Consider the following 17801-nt stretch of genomic DNA (forward strand, 5'->3'; position numbering starts at 1 on the left):
CCCGCAGCACCCTCGCGGCCACTGCTCTCCTGCTGGCCGCGCTGCCCGCCCCCACCGCTGCGGCGACCGCGCCCGGTGACAGCGGCGGGCCCCGCGGCGGATCCCTCACCACGCACGGGGTCACCGACGTCAGGGGCGGCAAGGTGCTCACGCCCCGCGACACCGGGCGGTTCAGCCTGCTCGGCATCACCTGGGACGATCCGCGTGCCCGGCTCGGCGGAGAGGCCGAGGTCCGGGTGCGGGACGCGGAGACCGGTGCCTGGTCCCCATGGCGCGCGCTGGACACCGACGTCCGCACACCGGAGGCCGGTCCCGACCACGAAGGCCCTGGGCTCCGGGCCGGAACCCAGCCCCTGTGGGTCGGCCCGTCGGACGGAGTCCAGGCCCGCATCACGGGCTCCGGGCTCCCGCGAGGACTGCGCGTCGACCTGGTGGACCCCGCGGGCGGCCCCTCCCCGGCCCGGGCCGAAGCGGCAAGCACCGCGTCAGCGACCGCGACCGCGGCGGACACGCCCGTGATCACCTCGCGCGCCCAGTGGGGTGCCGACGAATCGCTGGTCGCCGACCCGCCGACGTACACCACGGACACGAAGGCGGTGTTCGTGCACCACACCGCCGGCACGAACGACTACACCTGCGCCGAGTCCGCCTCCGTGATCCAGGGCATCCTCACCTATCACGTGAAGTCCAACGGCTGGAACGACATCGGCTACAACTTCTTCGTCGACAAGTGCGGAACCCTCTTCGAGGGACGCGCCGGCGGCATCGACCGGCCGGTGTACGGGGCGCACACCTACGGGTTCAACACCGACACCAGTGGCGTCGCCGTGATCGGCGACTTCAACACCGCGAGCACCACACCCGCCGTGCGCGACGCCATCGCCCGGCTCGCGTCCTGGAAGCTCGGTCTGTACGGCGTCAACCCGTCGGGGTCGCTCGTGATGACGGCCGGAGCGGACAACGGCAAGTACACCCAGGGCCAGCTGGTCACCATGAACCGGATCTCCGGCCATCGTGACGGCTTCCCGACGGAGTGCCCGGGCACGAATCTCTACAGCGATCTTGCCGCGATCCGCACAGCGGCGGCCGGGTCCGGCGCTCCCTCCACACACGGCGACACGAACGGCGACAGCCGGGCCGACCTCTCCGTGGGTGTGCCGCGAGCCACCGCGAACGGCCGCGTGGGCGCGGGCCAGATGAGCGTCGTGCCAGGCACCCCCACCACGCCCTACGCCGCGAACCGGTCCGTGGTCACGCAGGAGAGCGAGGGCGTACCCGGCGGCTCCGAGGACGGTGACGGCTTCGGCACGGCGAGCGCCTTCGGGGACCTCGACCGTGACGGCTACCAGGACCTCGTGGTGTCCTCACCCGGCGAGGAGGTCACCGCGGGCGCGAGCGACGAGGGCGGTCTCAGCGTCCTGCGCGGTGGTCCAGACGGCCTCACCGGCCAGGCGGGCATGATCAACGAGCCTGTGGGGGCCCGTACCGGGGACGCCCGCTTCGGCGCGGCTCTGGCCACCGGCGACTTCGACGGGGACGGTGGCGACGACGTCCTCGCCGTCTCGCCCGGCGCGGGTCGCGCCTGGACCGTGGACGGCGCCGACCGCGTCTTCTCCGCGCCACTCCCCCTCGCCGCCGGCCCCGTCCAGGACGCAGCCGTGACCACCGCGGACTTCGACCGTGACGGCTTCGACGACGCCGCGCTGACCTTCCGTACGGCGGACGGCTCCTGGCCGCTGGTCCTGGCGCGGGGCTCGGCGGGCGGGCTGCGCGCCGACACCGCGACGGTCGTCGACGGGGCCGGGGGCAGCAGCGTGGCAGCCGGGGACCTGAACGGTGACGGTTACGCCGATCTGGCAGTGGGACGGCCGTCGGCGGACTCCGGCAGCGGAGAGATCGTCACCTACCCCGGCTCCTCCGACGGCCTCCGTACCTCTGACGCCGCGGTGATCGGCGGCACCGGTCTCGACGCGGCGGCTACCGGCGGCGAGGCCGGTGCCTCCCTGTCCGTCGGCGACACCGACGGGGACGCGTATGCCGATGTGCTCATCGGCGCGCCGGGCGGGGCGGGGCGCGCCCACCTGCTGCACGGCTCCGCCGACGGCCTCGCGACGACCGGTGCGGTCACCTTCGTACAGGGCTCGGGCGGCGTACCGGGAGCTGCCGAGACCGGCGACCGGTTCGGGTCGGCAGTGGTCCTGACCGATCTGAACGGCGACGGCACGGCCGATCCTGCGTTCGGCGCCGAGGGCGAGAACTCCGGCGACGGCACCGTGATGACCGTGACCGGTGGTCTGGGCGCCTCGTACGGGCCCACCGCCCTCGTAGCCGGTACCGGCCGGAGCATCGGAGCCGCTCTCACCCGGTGAACCACCACGGGCCCTGGCCCCTTCGACGCACGGATGAGTTACGGAAAGAGACGATGCGGAATCGGCACGGATCCAGCAGAGGCATGCTGATCGCGGGAACGCTCCTGGTCGTACTCGGGCTGGTCACGGCTGCGGGAGCACTCGTGTACCTCCAGACCTCGTACACCACGGTGAAGGCCGGTGGAGCCATGGAGCCCACGTTCGGGGAAGGCGACCGGATTCCGGTCGAGAAGCTCGGTGGCGCGGCGATCCGGCGGGGCGACGTCGTGCTCTACGAGGTGCCGGGCAGATACCGGGGACTCCCGGTCCTCCAGCGCGTGATCGGACTCGGGGGTGATCACCTCGTGTTCGCGGGCGGCTCGCTGACCGTCAACGGCAGACCGGTCGAAGAGCCGTACCTGAAAGAGGACCGGGCTCCCTCCAGCACCCCCGCCTTCGACGTCACCGTGCCTCCCGGCCGCATGTTCCTCCTGGGGGACAACAGGGGGAACTCCAACGACTCGCGGTACTTCCTGAGCGAGAAGTCGGGCACCGTCCCCGTCTCCGCGGTGCAGGGCCGCCCACTCCCGAGTGCGACCGTCCCCACGCTGCTCGGACTGGCCGTGGTGCTGGGCGTCGTCTGCACCGTCGTCGGCGGCGGCATGTCCGTATCGGCCGACCGGCGGGCCCGCGTGCGGTGTGCCTCGGCGGGGCCCACCACGAACGCGTGAGCGGCTTGGAGCCCTCCGGGCCAGGGCTTGCCGTCAGGCCTCACCACCTCGCCCGCACAACGGCCGTCCACGCTCAGCGTGGCTCAGCTCACCGGCCGGCCAACGCCGGAACCGCCAGGCGTCCGTGCAGCAGGAAGTACATCTGCTGTACGGACTCCTCCGGCCCCGCAGCGAATCGGTTGGCCACCTTGCCGATCGGGTTCCACGCCCGTCCGTCAGGCATCCGGACGCCCACCAGCTGCCCGAACAGCTTCTGGTGCCCCGGGTCGAGGTCCACCCACTCGGCACCGGCCCGCCGGACGAACACCTCGCCCGCGTACGCCCCGAGCCAGAACAGTTCGCGCGCCACGGCCGTCTGTTCCGGTCCGGCGGCACGGAGCCCGTCGACGACGCGGTCCACCACGCGAAGGCTCGCCACCGAGTAGTCCAGTGGCAATCGCCGCCGCGCCGTTATTCTTCGTACGAATTCCGTGACCCCTGTCCGCATCTCGCCGGCAGAAAGAAGTCGCTTGCCGTCCCCACCCGATCCCACGGCAACCCCCGAGTCCCACGTGCGGCCGGGGCCCACACGGAACTCCCGGCGGGAACGACATCCGTTCCCTCTCACCAAGCGCATCCGCGGTCTCAGACGTCACTGTGGCGAATGCCACCCGTCGAACCCGGCGGCGGGAGCGGTCCGGCCGGGCAGCGGCGGGCACGGCGTGTCCGACGGACTGCTGGCCCCACCACCGACCGCGATCAGCTGAGCGGCTCTTCCCGGACGGCCGATCCTTCCCGCGCCCTGTCGTGTTGCATGTGCGTCAGCGTGCGGACCAGCCGGACAGCGAGAACGGCACAGACGATGTCGAGAAGGTCGGAGGCCATGAGAAGGCCGAGAGCCACGTTCGTCGGGCCGATCGATTCAGCCGTGTCGTAGACCGCGCCGCCTGCCAACGAGATGAAGCCCTGCGCGAGCCAGAAACCCCACCACAGGTTGATCAGGCCATGGCCCGGCCGGTCCGGCGAGTGCGGTCCCGCGGGACGGCTCGCGTCCCAGATGTCGAGGGTGACCCGTCGTGGGAACCACAGGTTGACGACCGGGACGATCCAGCCCCAGCCGGTCCAGCTGCGGCCATGTCGGTGAGTGCCGGGCGCGAAGACTTCGGCGTTGTCGCGCAAGCGGTACAGCCAGCACACGTAGACGATTCCGGTGGCGAGGTAGAAGACGCTCCGGAGCAGGCCGAGGAGGTCGTAGGAGCGCTGCCGGTCCTCGACGCCGGGCACCGCCCACAGAGCCGCCCGGTCGTGCGGCATGCCGCGCAGCAGGTCGTACAGATGGGCGCCCGAGGCGAGGGACAGCACATCCGTGACGATCACGGCACCGAGCAGCAGGGAGGTGGCCAGCCCCAGGCCGACCGGTGAGCGCAGCACCGCCAGGTATGCGGGTGAAGGGGCGGCGGTGTGCGTCGCGTTGGTGTTCACACTCCGACCAGCGACGCAGGCGTTCCAGGCGTCACACCTGGCGCGCGCCCGGGGCCGTCACGGGGGACTCACGTCGGGCGCGGGGGCGGTGTGCGACTCAGTCCATCGGATAGAAGTCGGGCTCCGGAAACAGCCTCGCGATCGAGAACGGCTCGAAATCGGGATCGGTCAGCACTCGGCAGACGAACTCGGAAGTGGACATGTTCACTTCGTGCCAGGGATACGGGTCTCCCTGTGTGACGATGGGCCAGCTCGCCGGGTCCTCATCCGCGGACGCCAGCCAGAAGTAGCTGCACTTCATCTCACCGAACGCCCAGGGAATGAGGCCGCGCTGACCGGGCCGGTACATCCGGTAGGGCTTGAAGGCGGGATCGGGACCGCTCTCCGGGCCGCCGTCGAGAAACTTCTTCCAGATCCTGACGAGGTCGAACTGCCTCGTGGCATCGACGGTGAAAACACGCAAGAACTCCGAGAATTCGCCCTTGCCGAACGTCTCGGCAAGCTTCTTGTAGTCCTCGGGCAGCGGCGTACCGAGATCTTCCTCGACGCTGTTCCAGGGAAGATCGAGCCGAAGCGGCTCCCAGTGCGTGGCCTCAGCGATTCGCTCGATCCACATTCTCTTCACATTCCGATCGAAGGCTTGGACCGGGGGGCGTGTCAGATATACGACACGCCCCCCGGTCTCACTCTATGGGGTGTTGTAGACCGGCACCGAACCGCTGGCGCCGCTCGAGCTGTTCCAGGTTATGTCGAACCGGTCCGGCATCGGATCGGTGGCACTGGGGTAGTGCACCATGACCTGGTAGAAGACGGTGTTGCCGCTGTTGATCTGCTCGGCCACCGCGTCCTCCACCCTCGCCATCGCACCCCGGTTCACGTCACCGTGGATCGGCGCCAGGTTCCTGATGTCCGTACCGGAGCCGCCGAAGCGGCTGGCGATCAGATGACCTCGCTCCAGGCCCTTCCGATAGAGCGGACCACCCTTCTGCATCGCCTTGGGGATGTACAGGGGGTCGTCGGTCGGCCAGACCGTTCCGCTGCCGAAGATCCCGCCGTCCCCGTAGATCTCGCCGGTCCCCTTGTCCACGTTGTTGGTGTCGTGCCAGTTCAGACAGCCGATCGCCCCCTGAGCGCGTCCCGCGTCGTCGAGCGGCATGTAGTAGATCATGCTCTGCCGACTGTCCTTGCAGCCCTGGTCCTGGAAGGGGAACCGGGTGACGCCGCCGGTCCATTCCTTCTCGTCGTCCGGTTTGACGAGCAGACCCTTGCCGTAGTCCGGCGTGGCACCGGGCTCCGTCTCGTACCCGTTGGGCGCCGTCTCGTTGTACCAGCCGATGCCGGTGAGGAACGTGTCGGCGACGGACAGCCATCCGCCCTTGGTCTTCTTGGTCGCGTCCGATACGAGGTCGCCGACTTTGTCGATGACGTCGCTGCAGACGGCACACCCGAAGATGTGGCCGTCCAGTTCGACATTGCTGACGGGGTTGCCGCCGGTGAAGGCGTAGCGGTTCCCCGTGAAGGGGTCCGACCCGAGTCCCATGTCCGAGAGGGCCCCGTTGTACATGTCCCGGCTGGTGAACCGGTTGAGCCCCGGGCTGTAGTCCCGGAACCCCATGTCGTAGGTGCCGGTCTGCGCGTCCCAGCGCTTGGCGCTGAAGCGGTAGGGGTTGTATGCCTCCTTGGACGGATCGGCCGCCTCCGGCTTGTCGATGCCGGTGAACTCGTCCTTGTCGTCGGAGCCGTAGGCGGTGTAGCCGTAGGTCGACTTGGTGTCGCCGTCCTTGTCGGTCAGCGTCTCGACGTCGGTGTGCGAGTTGTAGCCGTAGAAGCCGTCCTCGCTGGTTCCGTCGGCGTTGTGCTTGACCTGGGAGAGACGCTCGCCCCACGGGCTGTACTGGTAGGACTTGGTGAGCTCACCGGCGACTTCCTCACCCAGCACCTCGCTGGACATGCCGAGGTAGTTGAAGTCGGTCGTCTTGCCGTCCGCCGTCTTCGACGCGGTGCGGTCCAGCGGGTCGAACGTGAACTTCGTCGACTTCAGCGCGCCCGTGTCGTCCGCCTTCTGGGACTCGACGATGTGGTCGAAGCCGTCGTAGACGCTGCGCTCGACGATCTTTCCGCCGGCGGTGACCGACTCCTGACGGCCGAACGGGTCGTAGGTGTAGCTCGCGGTCGAGCCTGCCACGGTGGCGGTCAGCAGCCGGTTGCGGTCGTAGTCGAACGTCGTGGAAACGCCCTTGACCGACTGGCTGATGACGTTGGCGTTGTCGTCGTGGACATAGGTGTCGGTGCCCGCACCCGTGCCCGTCTTGACCGACTTGGCGAGTCGGTCAGCCGGGTCGTAGGTGTAGTCCGTGGTGGAGTCGAGGTACGCCGCGTGGTTGTCGGCGTTCATCTTCTTCGCCACGTCCTGCGCCTTGTTGCCGTTGGCGTCGTAGGCGTAGGTGTGCGAGGAGACGAGGGTGCCGGAGCCCTTCTTCTCCGTCGTCGACTTCAGGGCGCCGTTCAGGTAGTAGGTGGAGTCGACCGTGTTCTTGTTGGCCTTGGTCTCCTGGAGCTTCTGGCCGCGGTCGGTGTAGGTGTAGGAGCTCACCTTCGGTGAGGCATCGGCCGCCGTCTTGCCGACCGACACCGTCTTGACCTGCTCTCGCAGGTCGTAGGTGTACTTGGAGAACTGGTCGGGGTGGGTGACCGTATCCGTCTGGCCGTTGGCGTCGTAGGTGTACGACGTGACCTTCTTCTCCGCGCCGGCCAGCGCCTCCGTCACCTTCGCGACCTGGTTCAGGCCCGTGTACGCCACCGTGTAGGCGTCGATCTTCGCGCCGGACGAGGTGTCGTCGACCGAGGTGAGGTTGCTGTTGACGTCGTAGGCGTAGGCGAAGGTGTGCTTCTCGCTGTCGGTCTCACCACTGGTGTCACGCACCAGCTTGACCGCGTCCGCGACGACCGCACCACCGCTGTTCTGAGCCAGCTCGAGCTTGCTGCCCTCGCCCTGCTTGAGGGTGTAGCTGCCCAGGCCGACCCAGGTGCCGGTGTTCGCCGTCTGGTCCTTCGTCACCGAAGGCTCGGTGGTCGTGCCGTGGGTGAGGGTGTACTTGGCGGTGGTGGCGGCGCCGGTGATCTTCGGGTACTTCACGTACGCCGTGTACGTGCCGTCCTTGGGGATGTTCAGCGTCCAGGTGAAGGCATCCGCGCCTGTGCCCGCCGTGTGCGTGCGGTGGTTGTAGCCCTGCTGGCCGGTGAGGTCTCCCGTCGCCCATGTACCGGTGGAGGAGGTGTGCTGGGTGTCGGAGTTGTCGACCAGCACGACCGACTTGCCGACCGGCACACCGTCGTCGGACTTCGACTTGAGCTTGCCGTCGGGGTAGTACGACCACGCCATGGTGCGGTCCGAGGAGCCGCCCGCCGAGGTCAGCGTGCGGGCCTTCTGCTGGCCCGTCTCGGTGTAGTCGTAGGTCGTGGTGATGTCCCACGGATCGGTGGACTTCCTCGTCCAGCCGTTGTCGAAGTACTCGTAGGTGGTGTCGTTGCGGACCGTCTCACCCGCGGAGGGCGGCAGCGAGGTCTTCGCCACCCGGCCCACGGCGTCGTACGACGTCTGGGTGTAGACGTCCGCCTTGTTGTAGCGGCCGTCCGCCGGGTCGTACGGCTGGAACTGCTTGACCGGACGGTTCAGCGCGTCGTACTCGGTGCGCTGCGCGAAGTCGTCCGCGGTACCCGTCGTCGCGGTGCCCCGCGGCGTGATGACCTTGGTGGTGTTGCCGACCTGGTCGTACTCGAACTGGGTCTTGCGGATCGTGGTCGCGGAGTAGGGGGCGCGGATCTCCTTCTGCTTGCCGCGCTTGTCGTAGTCGAAGAACGTGGAGTTGTTCTCGGCGTCCTTGGTCTCGACGACCAGGGAGTCCTTGTTGTACGTCCGCGAGGTGGACTTGCCGGCCGCGTCCGTGACCGTCGTGACCCGGTGGTTCAGGTCGTAGGCGGTCTTGGTCATGTAGTCGTCGGGGTCGGCGGTGGCGTTCTTCTTCGGGTCCACCACCTTGGTGAGGTTGCCGACGTTGTCGTACGTGTAGGAGATCCTGTCGCCGTCCGCGTTGACCGCGGAGAGCAGCTGGTAGACCTCGTCATACGTGTTGGTCGTGACGTAGTCCGTCGCGTCGGACGTGGTCAGCGCACCCTTCGGCTCGGTCGTCGTCCTGAGGTTGCCGACCTTGTCGTAGGTGTACGTCGACTTCCGCTCGCCGGATGTGGAGGTGTCCTTCGGCGCCGTGGCCGAGGTGATCTGGTCCGCCGCGTCGTACACCGCCGTGGAGACCGCGCCGTTGGGCGAGGTCGACGTGGTGGTGTTGTCGTTGGCGTCGTACTCCGGCTCCGGGGTGGTGATCACGACCCCGGCTTCCTTGGGCACCGTCGCGACCTTGGGACGCCCGAAGGTGTCGTAGGTCTGGGTGACCTTCTTGCCGAGCGCGTCGGTGACTTCCTTGACCTGACCCCGCTCGTCGTACACGTAGGACGTCGCGTTGCCCAGCGCGTCGGTGATCGTCGCCGGGTAGCCCGTCGGGCCGAAGCCGCTGTTGGTCGTGGGGTTGCCCTTGGCGTCGGTCACCTTGGTCAGCTGACCGTAGGCGTCGTACTCGTTCTTGGTGGTGTAGTCGTCGGCCGTCGCGGTCGCGACGCCCTCCGGGTCGGTGACCGTCTTCAGGTTGCCGAACGAGTCATAACCGAACTGCCACTTGTTGCCCTCGGGAGAGGTCTTCGTGTGGAGATCGGCCGAGAAGCCGTCCAGACGTGTCTGGTAGCTGTACTGCTGCGAGTTCGCCGGGTACGTTCCCGGAGCGCAGTCGGCCGCGGGCGGCACGCCTGCCTTGTTGTTCTCCGCGTCGCGCTGCCAGAGCGGGTAGCCCGTCTTCTGGTCGTAGCAGTACGCGGTCTTGGCGCCGTTGTCCTCCTCCATATACGTGACGTTGTTGTCCGCGTCCCAGCTCATCTTCGTCGTCTGGGACTTGGCATTCGTGGTCTGCACGGGACGGCCGAAGTCGTCAGTCACGTGGGTCGCCGTGTGGGTCTCCGCGTCCGTGACCCTGCTCCGGGTGAACTTCGCGTTCGACGCGTCGACCGCGTAGTCGAAGCCGGTCGCACCGTTCAGCCGGTCCGTGACCGTCTTCGTCCACCAGTGGTACTTCGGGTCGTCACCGGACTGCGGGGCGTAGTACGCCAGGGACGTGCCGTTGCCGCGCGGGTCGGTGACCTTGACCAGCTTGACGTTCTTGTTGCCCTGGGTAGCGTCGTACGTGAACTTGAAGTTCTTCGGCTGGGAGCTGCCCACACCGTCGGTGAACTGCCCGAGCAGGCCCTTGTCCGTGTAGTAGAACTCGACCTTCCGGCCCGAGATGTCGGTGACCGAGCGGACGTGGTCGTAGATCTTCGAGTTGTTGAGGCTGCCGGTGTCCGAGGTCAGCACACCGGAGTCGTTGATGTACTGGTAGCCGTTCTGGCCCTTGTCCCAGTACTCGACGCTCAGCGACTGCCGGCCGGCCGGGTCGGTGATGTACTTGAGGAACTTGGTCGGCTTGTTGTTGGACTTCCGCTCCTCGTAGGTGAACAGCTGTGTGTTGCCGTTCTTGTCGACCGTCGAGGTGAGGTAGCCGTCGCAGCCGAACAGGAACCGGGTCCCGTCCGGGCGGGTCATCGTCCAGGCGTCCGGGATCGGGTCCTTGGCCGGGGTGCAGTCCAGCCCGGCCTTCATGGTCACGCGGTAGTGAACGCCCGCGGGCGCCTTCCAGGTGCCGTCTTCCTGCTTGCGGAAGACGTGCGTGGTGCCGTCGCCGTCCGGGAGCCGGATCTCGGTCGGATTCGGGTTGGGGTGGAAGTCCAGCGGAGCACCGAGCCGGATGGGGCCGGCGGCCTGGAGGGACCAGCCGTGACCGGCGACCGTGTCGGAGGTGTCCAGGGAGTTGTAGGCGAACCGCGCGAACGTGGTCAGGCCCCGGCCCGGGTTGCTGAACGCGTTGTACGACCACACGCTGTTGCCCGACGCGAGGTTGTTCATGACCGTCGAGCCGGCGCCGGTGTTCTTGCCCGCGTAGGCGTAGAACTTCTCCATGCCCAGCGAGTTGGACGTCGGGTCCTCGACCGCCACCGGCTGCTTCAGCGGGGTGATCGAGGGGTTGGTGACCGAGAGCCAGGAGCCGTCGGCGACCTTCTTCACGTCCCAGCCGAGGACGTATTCGGTGCGCTTGCTGCCGCTGTCCGAGTTGATCGGGGTCTTGACGGTGGCCTTGACGGTGGCGGACTCGCCGGGGATCAGGGCCGGGACGGCGGTGGCCGCCTGGTTGCCGCCGGTGGTGACGTCGGTGCCGTCGGGCAGCTTCCAGGTGTAGGAGAGCTGGCGCTCACCGGCCGCCCAGGCCGCGCTCGTGGTGTTGGTGACCGTCATGTCCACGGTGTAGGTGGAGTTCGGGGTCATCCGGGCCGGGGTCTGCGGCGCGTAGTACGTGTCCTCGGTGGTCGAGTCGACGTAGATGACGCGCAGCAGCGGGCCGAGCTGGTAGTCGGCGGCCTCCGAGGCCAGCCACAGGGTGCGCTCCTGCTGGGTGGCGTCGGTGTCGCCGGCCAGCTTGACCAGGGCGCCCTTGTTGCCGGCAGGGGTCTTCACCCAGCTCTTGGCGAGTGTGGTGGCGTCCCACCAGTGACGTCCGACCTCCTCGGTGAACTGGGGCACGGTGTCCGAGACGGTGGCCGAGAAGTCGCCGCCCGGAGCGGTCCAGGGGGCCGAGGTGGCCGACTGGTTCCAGGTGGCGGTGGTCTCGTCGAAGGTCTTGTTCAGGCCGTGGAGTTCGTAGACGGCACCTGCGGAGGTGTTGGTGGTCTCCGCACCCCACATGTACATCCGGCCTTCGAGGACGGTGGCCGTGGTGGGGATGGCTGTGGTGTTGAACTTCAGCGCGGCACGGGTAGTGCCGTAGGTGCCGGAGTTGTCACCGGTGCTCAGCCACTTCTGGCCGACCCCGAAGGACTGGATGGTGTCCTGGTTGGTGGTGGGCTGCTGGGAGGAGAGCGTGGTGTCGGTGACGTCGTCGGTGCCCTGGAGCAGGCGCATGGTGCGGCCCGGCTTGGGGATGCCGACGGTCCGCGTCGGGGAGCCGAGCAGCTGTCCGTCAGTGGTCTTGACGACGATCTGGTAGTAGTACGACCGGCCGATCTCCGGTGTTCCGGCCCCGTTCGGGGACGGCGTCGCGGTGGTGTCGGTGTAGGTGGTCGCGGTCTCGGCGATCGGTGCCACCAGGGTCGCGGACGACGGGGTGAACGCCTGCAGGGTCGACCGGTGCAGCTGGTATTCGGCGATGTCGAGCTTGGTGTCGCCGCTGTCGTTCCTGTACGCGGGCCAGCTCAGTTCGGGGCCGGTGGAGTGCACGACCTCCGGCGAGTTCAGCGACGTGCCGACCTTGCCGTAGGTGACGGTCAGCCGCGGGATGGTCGCCGTCTCTCCCCCGTAGGTGGAGCCGTCGGCAGCCTCGTAGCGCGGGCCGCCGGTCGGCGCGGTGGCCGACTCGTCGGTGGCCTTGAGCACGAAGCCGTAGTTGGCGGCGGTCCCCGACACCCACTTCTGGACGGTGTCGGTCACCGGGAAGTTGTGCCACTGGTTGTACTCGCCGGTGTTCTTGACGATCGAGGCGGGGTTCACCAGGCGCACGGCGTCGGCCATGGTCCGCTTGGTGGAGTCGCCCGTGTCGCCCAGGACGATCTTGTCGGCGTTGCCCTTGTTGAACTCCAGCTGGGTGCTGGTCAGGGCCTTCCAGGCCGACGTGGTCCCGGCCGTCTGGTCGACGGTGTAGTTGTGGGTCAGCCCGTCGTGGAGGACCTTGTACGGGGCCGCGGTGGTGTTGTCGGCCAGCGGCGAGTAGTGCGCCTCGACGCGGTAGGACGCCGTTTCGGCGATCCGGGGCTGGTAGGTGTAGCTCTCGCCGGTGGCCGCGTTCTTGTTGTACGCGTAGTCACTGCCGACGTTCGCCGTGCTGGTGGTGGAGACCTTCGGCCACTCGCCGACCGCGGCCGTGCCCGCGTCACCGTCGTCGATCTGCACGGTGGTGCCGGACAGCTCACCCACCAGTCCGCTGGTGTTGGACCAGGTGGCGCCGCCCTCGGTCCAGGTACCGGTGGCCCGGTAGGCGCCGATGGTGACGTCGTTGGCGTTGGTGGTGTGCGACTGGTCGAAGTACATGCCCAGGCGGGCGGAGTCGACCTTCACCCCTGCCGGGATCTCCGACAACGGGAACTCCACCAGGGAGCGGGATATACCGGTGTCGGTCTTGCCTGCCGACATCTTCCACGTGGTGTTGAAGTTCGTGGACGGCTGGTCGGACAGGACCATGGTGTCCTTCGAACCGGTCGCGTCCGGGCTGATGGTGATCGTCGGGTCGATCACGACCGGGTACTGGCGGTCCTTGTCGGCCAGCCACTTGGTGTCCGGTGTGACGGTGATCTTCCAGTCGTCACCGTCCCTGGTCAGTTTCTGGGTGACCTCGGTGCTGTAGGTGCCGCCGGTCGGGGACTTCGGGTCCTTCGCCGCGTCCGTCATGTACGGGGCGGGGATGACCATCACCGGCGTCCGGGGCGCCTCGCCGTACAGGGCGACCGATCCGTCCTTGCGGGCCTTGGGCGTCAGGCCGCCCGCGTCCAGGGTGAAGGTGAACTTCACCGGCCCGTCCGGGCGCTCGGCCAGGACGATGTTCTCCTTGACCTGGCCGGGCTCGACCACGTACTCCAGGTCCGCGCCCTCGACGGCGTTCGCGTAGACGACCTTGGCGCCCTTGGCCGCCGGCTTCAGGTCCTTGCCGCCGGGGGACGTCGCGGTGTCCAGGCCGAGGGTGACGTGCTCGCCGCCCCCGCCTTCGATCCGTACCAGCTCACCCGGCTCGGAGCCGAAGTACGTCCGGCCCAGGTTGGCGGTGTTGGCGTAGTCGAAGCCCTTCTTCGAAGTCTCCCGCACGGAGACGTCGATCGGCTTCCAGGTCTTGTTCTTCTCGTCCCGGTACGCGGTGGGCACCGCGGTCAGTTCGGCCTCCACGCGGCCGTCCGAGAGCTCGAAGAACCGGGCACTGGGAGTGCGCCGGTTCTTCAGCTCCTTGACCCGCTTCGGCTTGGGGTCCTTCGTTCCCTTGGCCAGTTTCTCGCGGCTGGATATCTCCAGAGCGTTGACCGGCTGCGGTTCCTCGCCGTCGGTGAACCACCCCTTGACGGCGTCGAGGACACTTGTCTCCTCGCCCCCGTCACCGCTTGGATCCGCCGCTGCCGCCGGCGCCGCAAAGACCATGGGCGGGATCAGAGTCCCCACCACGGCCGATGCGACGAGACCGGCAAGCAGTCCTCGGTGTCGCGTTCTCACGTACGTCCGCCTCTTCTTCGCGCCATGGGCGCTGCATGACGCCACCGGTTCCCGTCTCCGGACGCTCGGGCTGCTTTCGGGCATGCCAAAGGCGCGATCGGATGCGGGGATCGGAGCGCTGTCGATGAATCAAGCGCGTTGTATACACGCCGATGACGCGGCGTCAACAGGACGGACGATTGGGACTCTTCACCGAACGTGACTCGAAGCACCGCAGGTCACCGCATTATCGCGACGCACGGTGGGCGAAATGTCCGTACGGTTTCATACGGCACGCAGCGTGGGTGCAACCAGGCGGTTCAGCCCTCATTCGCTCCTGAGCGGACCCGGTGGAGTGGATGCCCGGCGGACCGGTCGAGCAGTTCACGCCCTGGTCGCCGGGACCCAACGGCTGAGCGACCCCTGGCACACGACCGCCCCCTGGTACATCCAGAGGGCGGTCGCAGTCCGGGGTGCGGCAGCCTGGGCCGCCGCCATGCACCGTCGAACCCACTCCGAGGACGGTGTCCCGGTGGGCAGGCAGGTCTCGCTCGCCGACTCGACGGATGTCGACAACACCGCGCCCCGGGGCACCCGGGGTGCCGGGTGAGGGCAGTCGACCGCGAGTACGGGCGTGTCAGGCCATGACCGCCGGGTTCACGGGCGCGTGCGACCCGTCAGGGGTCACCAGCAAGGCGTGCCCGACCATGTGCAGCATGGGCAGGTCGGAGGGGTGGTCGCCGTACGCGTAGCAGTCCTCGGGGTCGATGTGGGGGTGCTGGTCGAGGAGTTCACGCACCAGCACGCACTTGCCCTCACCGATGGCGGGCCGGCCGAGCAGTTCACCGGTCAGGAAGCGGCCGCACCGCTCCAGCCTGGCCCCGAGCACGTACTGCGCCCCGACCACCTTCGCGACATGGGGTATCAGCGGCGGGAACGAACCGGAGACCAGCGCCACGGCCGCGCCCGCGGCCCGGTGCCGGCGGAGGGCGTCGACCGTCTCGGTGATGTAGAAGTCCTCGGCCCGGCTGCGTTGCTCGTACCACCGGCCGGCCTGGTCCTCGACCTCGTCGACCGGACTGCGTCTCCAGGCCCGGTGGTACTCCCGGTTGGCCTCCTCCCGTGACATGCCACCGGCCATCCGCGCGTAGAGGCCCGCGAGTAACTCTTCGGTGGAGGTCGCGCCGTCGGCTCCGTGCCGGAGCCGCGCGTAGTGGCGGAGGAACTCCACCCCGCTCCTGCAGCGGATGAGAGTGTCGTCGACGTCGCAGAACACCAGGTAGGCGGGCGCGGTGTCGTTCTGCGCGAACAGTGGTTCGGTACTCATGACGCGGATACCTCTCGCAGGGCCGCAGGCCGGACAGCGGCCGGGGCGGTGGGGTCGGTGAGCGAGGAGAAGACGGACGCGGCGTAGACCATGGCCGCCGTCTCCCTCCGGAGCATCTGGTGTGCGGCGACGGTGTGGACGTCCCGCCAGCTGCGTTCGATCAGGCCAGGCCGGCCGCAGGCGCTCACGCCCGCGGTCCGGAAGAGCCGTTCGACGCCGTGCACGAGCAGATCGACGGCGGCCGCGGATCTTCGTCTGTTTCTGAGGACGTCGGTCTCGGCACGGGTGCCCGTGTCGGCGCATCTGGCCGCTTCCATGAGGAGGAGTTCGGCGGCCTCGATGTCGTCGGCCGAGCGGGCCAGGGCGTGGTGCAGGCGGCTGCCGTCGTGCTGCGGCAGACCCCGGGCCTGGGCGCGGGCCGCCCAGAGGGACCACTCGGCCAGCGCGCCGCGGGCAGCACCGAGCGCCGGGGCGCAGAAGAGGAGTCCGCCGGCGAGGTGGGCGGGCACCGTGTGGCACCGGGAACGCCCCGGGCCGGGTGTCCCCGCCAGCAGGTCCTCCATGGGGAAGCTGCGGTGGTCCGGCACGAAGACGGTCTCGAGCACCGCGGTGTGGCTGCCGGTGCCGCGCATGCCACTGCTGTTCCAGGAGTCGCGCACGAGGAAGTCGCCCTTCGGCACCGCGAACATGCGCAGCCCGGCCGCGCCTCCCGCGCCGGGCTCAGGTGCGCACACCAGGAGCCAGTCCGCGAAGTCCACCCCGCTGACGCATTCCCACTCACCGCTCAGCAGCCGGCCGGACGGCAGCCGGCGTACCTCACCCGACGGCCTGACGGCGGCGCAGATCCGGGCGTCCGGGCCGTCCGACCACAGATCGCGCTGGCCTTCGTGCGGCAGGTACGCCGCGAACCGGCTGTGGGCCGCCCACAGGACCGCGCACCATGCCGCGGAGGCGCACCCCTCCCCCACGGCGGTGACCGCCGTGACCAGACTCCCGAACGTTCCTTCCGTACCTCCCCAGGCGCGGGGCACGAAGTGGCGTGCGAAGCCGGCACGGGTCAGGAGGGCGACGGTCTCCTCCCCGAGCCTGCGGGCATCGTCGGCGACCACGGCGTGGGTGGCCGCGCTCTCGACCGCGGCCAGGACGGCCACCGGAAGGGCCGTCGATATCCCGCCGAGCTGGTCGTCCACCGGATTGTGACGCTGCATCATCTGGCGAGCACCTCATTCGATGAATAGAATTCGTTCACGAACGTATCTTTTGCACTTCGGTCCCGCTACGGAGCCGGCACAGAAGGGGAGCGTCATGCCCAAACAGGCACGTGCCCTGCGGACGTACGACCGCGTACTCGACGCGGCTGCCTACGAGTTCGCGCGGTACGGGTACGCGAACGCGAACCTGCAGAACATCGCGGACCGCATCAGACTGACGAAGGGCGCACTGTACGGCCACTTCTCCACCAAGGAGGACCTGGCCGCCGCACTGGACAACCACTTGTCCGGCGCACTGGGGGAACTGCTCACCGAGGCCAGGATCTCGCCCCACCCGGCGCCGAGCCGCCTGCGGTCCCTCGTCCTGGGCCTCGGACGGCTCTTCGGTACGGACGCGCGGTCCCTCGCCGCGTTGCGGCTGTCGGCGGAGACCGCCCGCTCGGCCGCGAGGCCGATACCTCTGCTGACGGAGACACACGGTCTCGTGCTCCACCTGGTGCGCGAGACCCAGAAGACGGGCCACTGGAACGCCTCGATCCCCACGATCCCCCTGGCAGACCTCATCGTGGCGGCACTCTTCGGCGCGTTCCTGACGGAGACCGGCTCCGACGCCGGCCACGGGCGCGCGGGCCCCGACGAAGCCGAAGCCGTCGACGCGATGTGGGAGGCTCTGTCCCAGGCGCTCGATGACACCCCCGCGCACTGAGACAGGCCATGGCCGGGCCGCCGGCTGGTCACCAGGAGGCGAACCGCGACCAGGGGGCGCGGCTGCCCACGCACTTCCAGGTCATGTCGGCGCGGGCCAGCAGTTTTCCCCCCTGGCGGGCCGCGACGCGCAGGGTGCACTCGTCGGACGGGCCCTCCTCGAGGTCCAGGACTATCTTCTCTCCCAGCTCGCCGAAGGCGGCGCAGTCCAGGGAGAGGCCGGCCAGGGCGAAGGCCTGTCCGGCGTACATTCTTCGGGACGCCTCATGGACGGTGAGGTGGCCGAACTGCCGGAAGCCCTCCAGCATGACCATCAGCGGTACGTGATCAGTGGGGTGGTCGAACAGGACCGCGTGATCGCGGTCGACCCGCAGCCCCCACTGCTGGTCGGGCCGGTCCCGTTCCAGTACGCAGTCCTTCCAGCGCAGCCGGCCCACCCTGCTCGGCCGGGCGATCCTGGCGTCCAGTGCGGGACGATGCGGGATCACCTCTTCGCACGCGGCCGGACGCCCCCGTAAGAGTCCGTAGCGCCGGTCGTCCAGCATGAGCCCCCGGGTGTGACCGCGCCCGCAGGGGTGGCCGTCGACCGTGAGCGTCACGTCCAGGCGCGCCCCGGCCGCGTGCGAAGAGGTGATCCCGCATCGTCCCGCACTGGAC

Annotated in this window: 10 protein-coding genes; 3 read left to right on the top strand and 7 right to left on the bottom strand. The window is 68.7% G+C overall.

All coding sequences use genetic code 11. The features are described 5' to 3' along the window. A partial coding sequence (locus BFF76_RS32505; RefSeq protein WP_065849197.1) for an FG-GAP-like repeat-containing protein occupies positions 1-2369 on the top strand: 2369 nt, incomplete at its 5' end. An 83-nt stretch (positions 2370-2452) separates the two neighbouring features. Further along, positions 2453-3079 (top strand): signal peptidase I, encoded by a 627-nt coding sequence (gene lepB / locus BFF76_RS26420; RefSeq protein ID WP_031089593.1) that lies wholly within the window; start codon positions 2453-2455, stop codon positions 3077-3079. An 88-nt stretch (positions 3080-3167) separates the two neighbouring features. Here lepB and BFF76_RS26425 read toward each other — a convergent pair whose 3' ends face one another. The 6 genes from BFF76_RS26425 to BFF76_RS26455 all read right to left on the bottom strand — a co-directional run bounded on the left by BFF76_RS26425 (position 3168) and on the right by BFF76_RS26455 (position 16439). Continuing rightward, entirely contained in the window at positions 3168-3497 is a 330-nt protein-coding gene (locus BFF76_RS26425; protein ID WP_324610346.1) for a hypothetical protein, read from the bottom strand. Between the two features lie 320 nt (positions 3498-3817). Next, positions 3818-4540 carry a DUF4328 domain-containing protein gene (locus BFF76_RS26430; protein ID WP_042836058.1) on the bottom strand — a complete coding sequence of 241 codons (723 nt, stop codon included), beginning with the start codon at positions 4538-4540 and terminating at the stop codon, positions 3818-3820. A 97-nt stretch (positions 4541-4637) separates the two neighbouring features. Continuing rightward, positions 4638-5156, bottom strand: a complete 519-nt coding sequence (locus BFF76_RS26435; RefSeq protein WP_065849198.1) for a hypothetical protein — start codon at positions 5154-5156, stop codon at positions 4638-4640. 72 nt (positions 5157-5228) lie between these two features. After that, positions 5229-13850 carry a golvesin C-terminal-like domain-containing protein gene (locus tag BFF76_RS26440; protein ID WP_079122496.1) on the bottom strand — a complete coding sequence of 2874 codons (8622 nt, stop codon included), beginning with the start codon at positions 13848-13850 and terminating at the stop codon, positions 5229-5231. A 688-nt stretch (positions 13851-14538) separates the two neighbouring features. Further along, positions 14539-15228 carry an HAD family hydrolase gene (locus BFF76_RS26450; protein WP_031089581.1) on the bottom strand — a complete coding sequence of 230 codons (690 nt, stop codon included), beginning with the start codon at positions 15226-15228 and terminating at the stop codon, positions 14539-14541. Further along, positions 15225-16439, bottom strand: coding sequence for an acyl-CoA dehydrogenase family protein (locus tag BFF76_RS26455; protein ID WP_065849200.1), 1215 nt, complete (start codon positions 16437-16439; stop codon positions 15225-15227). Before BFF76_RS26455 ends, BFF76_RS26450 begins: the two co-directional genes overlap by 4 nt. 94 nt (positions 16440-16533) lie before the next feature. On the opposite strand from BFF76_RS26455, the gene BFF76_RS26460 reads away from it, so the two are divergent. After that, a complete protein-coding gene (locus BFF76_RS26460) occupies positions 16534-17145 on the top strand; it encodes a TetR/AcrR family transcriptional regulator (protein ID WP_031089578.1) in 612 nt (203 codons plus the stop codon). A 28-nt stretch (positions 17146-17173) separates the two neighbouring features. Here the strand turns inward: BFF76_RS26460 and BFF76_RS26465 are convergent. After that, positions 17174-17801 (bottom strand): AfsA-related hotdog domain-containing protein (locus tag BFF76_RS26465; protein ID WP_275935680.1); only part of this gene is annotated, 628 nt, incomplete at its 5' end.

This window comes from Streptomyces mutomycini, assembly GCF_001700505.1.
In the GTDB taxonomy this organism is placed as follows: Bacteria; Actinomycetota; Actinomycetes; order Streptomycetales; family Streptomycetaceae; genus Streptomyces; species Streptomyces mutomycini.

What these genes read in the sequence shown, in the direction of transcription:
- lepB (WP_031089593.1), top strand. Translation starts at nt 2,453, where the DNA reads ATGCTGATCGCGGGAACGCTCCTGGTCGTACTCGGGCTGGTCACGGCT.
- BFF76_RS26435 (WP_065849198.1), bottom strand. Translation starts at nt 5,156, where the DNA reads ATGTGGATCGAGCGAATCGCTGAGGCCACGCACTGGGAGCCGCTTCGG.
- BFF76_RS26440 (WP_079122496.1), bottom strand. Translation starts at nt 13,850, where the DNA reads ATGGTCTTTGCGGCGCCGGCGGCAGCGGCGGATCCAAGCGGTGACGGG.
- BFF76_RS26450 (WP_031089581.1), bottom strand. Translation starts at nt 15,228, where the DNA reads ATGAGTACCGAACCACTGTTCGCGCAGAACGACACCGCGCCCGCCTAC.
- BFF76_RS26455 (WP_065849200.1), bottom strand. Translation starts at nt 16,439, where the DNA reads ATGATGCAGCGTCACAATCCGGTGGACGACCAGCTCGGCGGGATATCG.
- BFF76_RS26460 (WP_031089578.1), top strand. Translation starts at nt 16,534, where the DNA reads ATGCCCAAACAGGCACGTGCCCTGCGGACGTACGACCGCGTACTCGAC.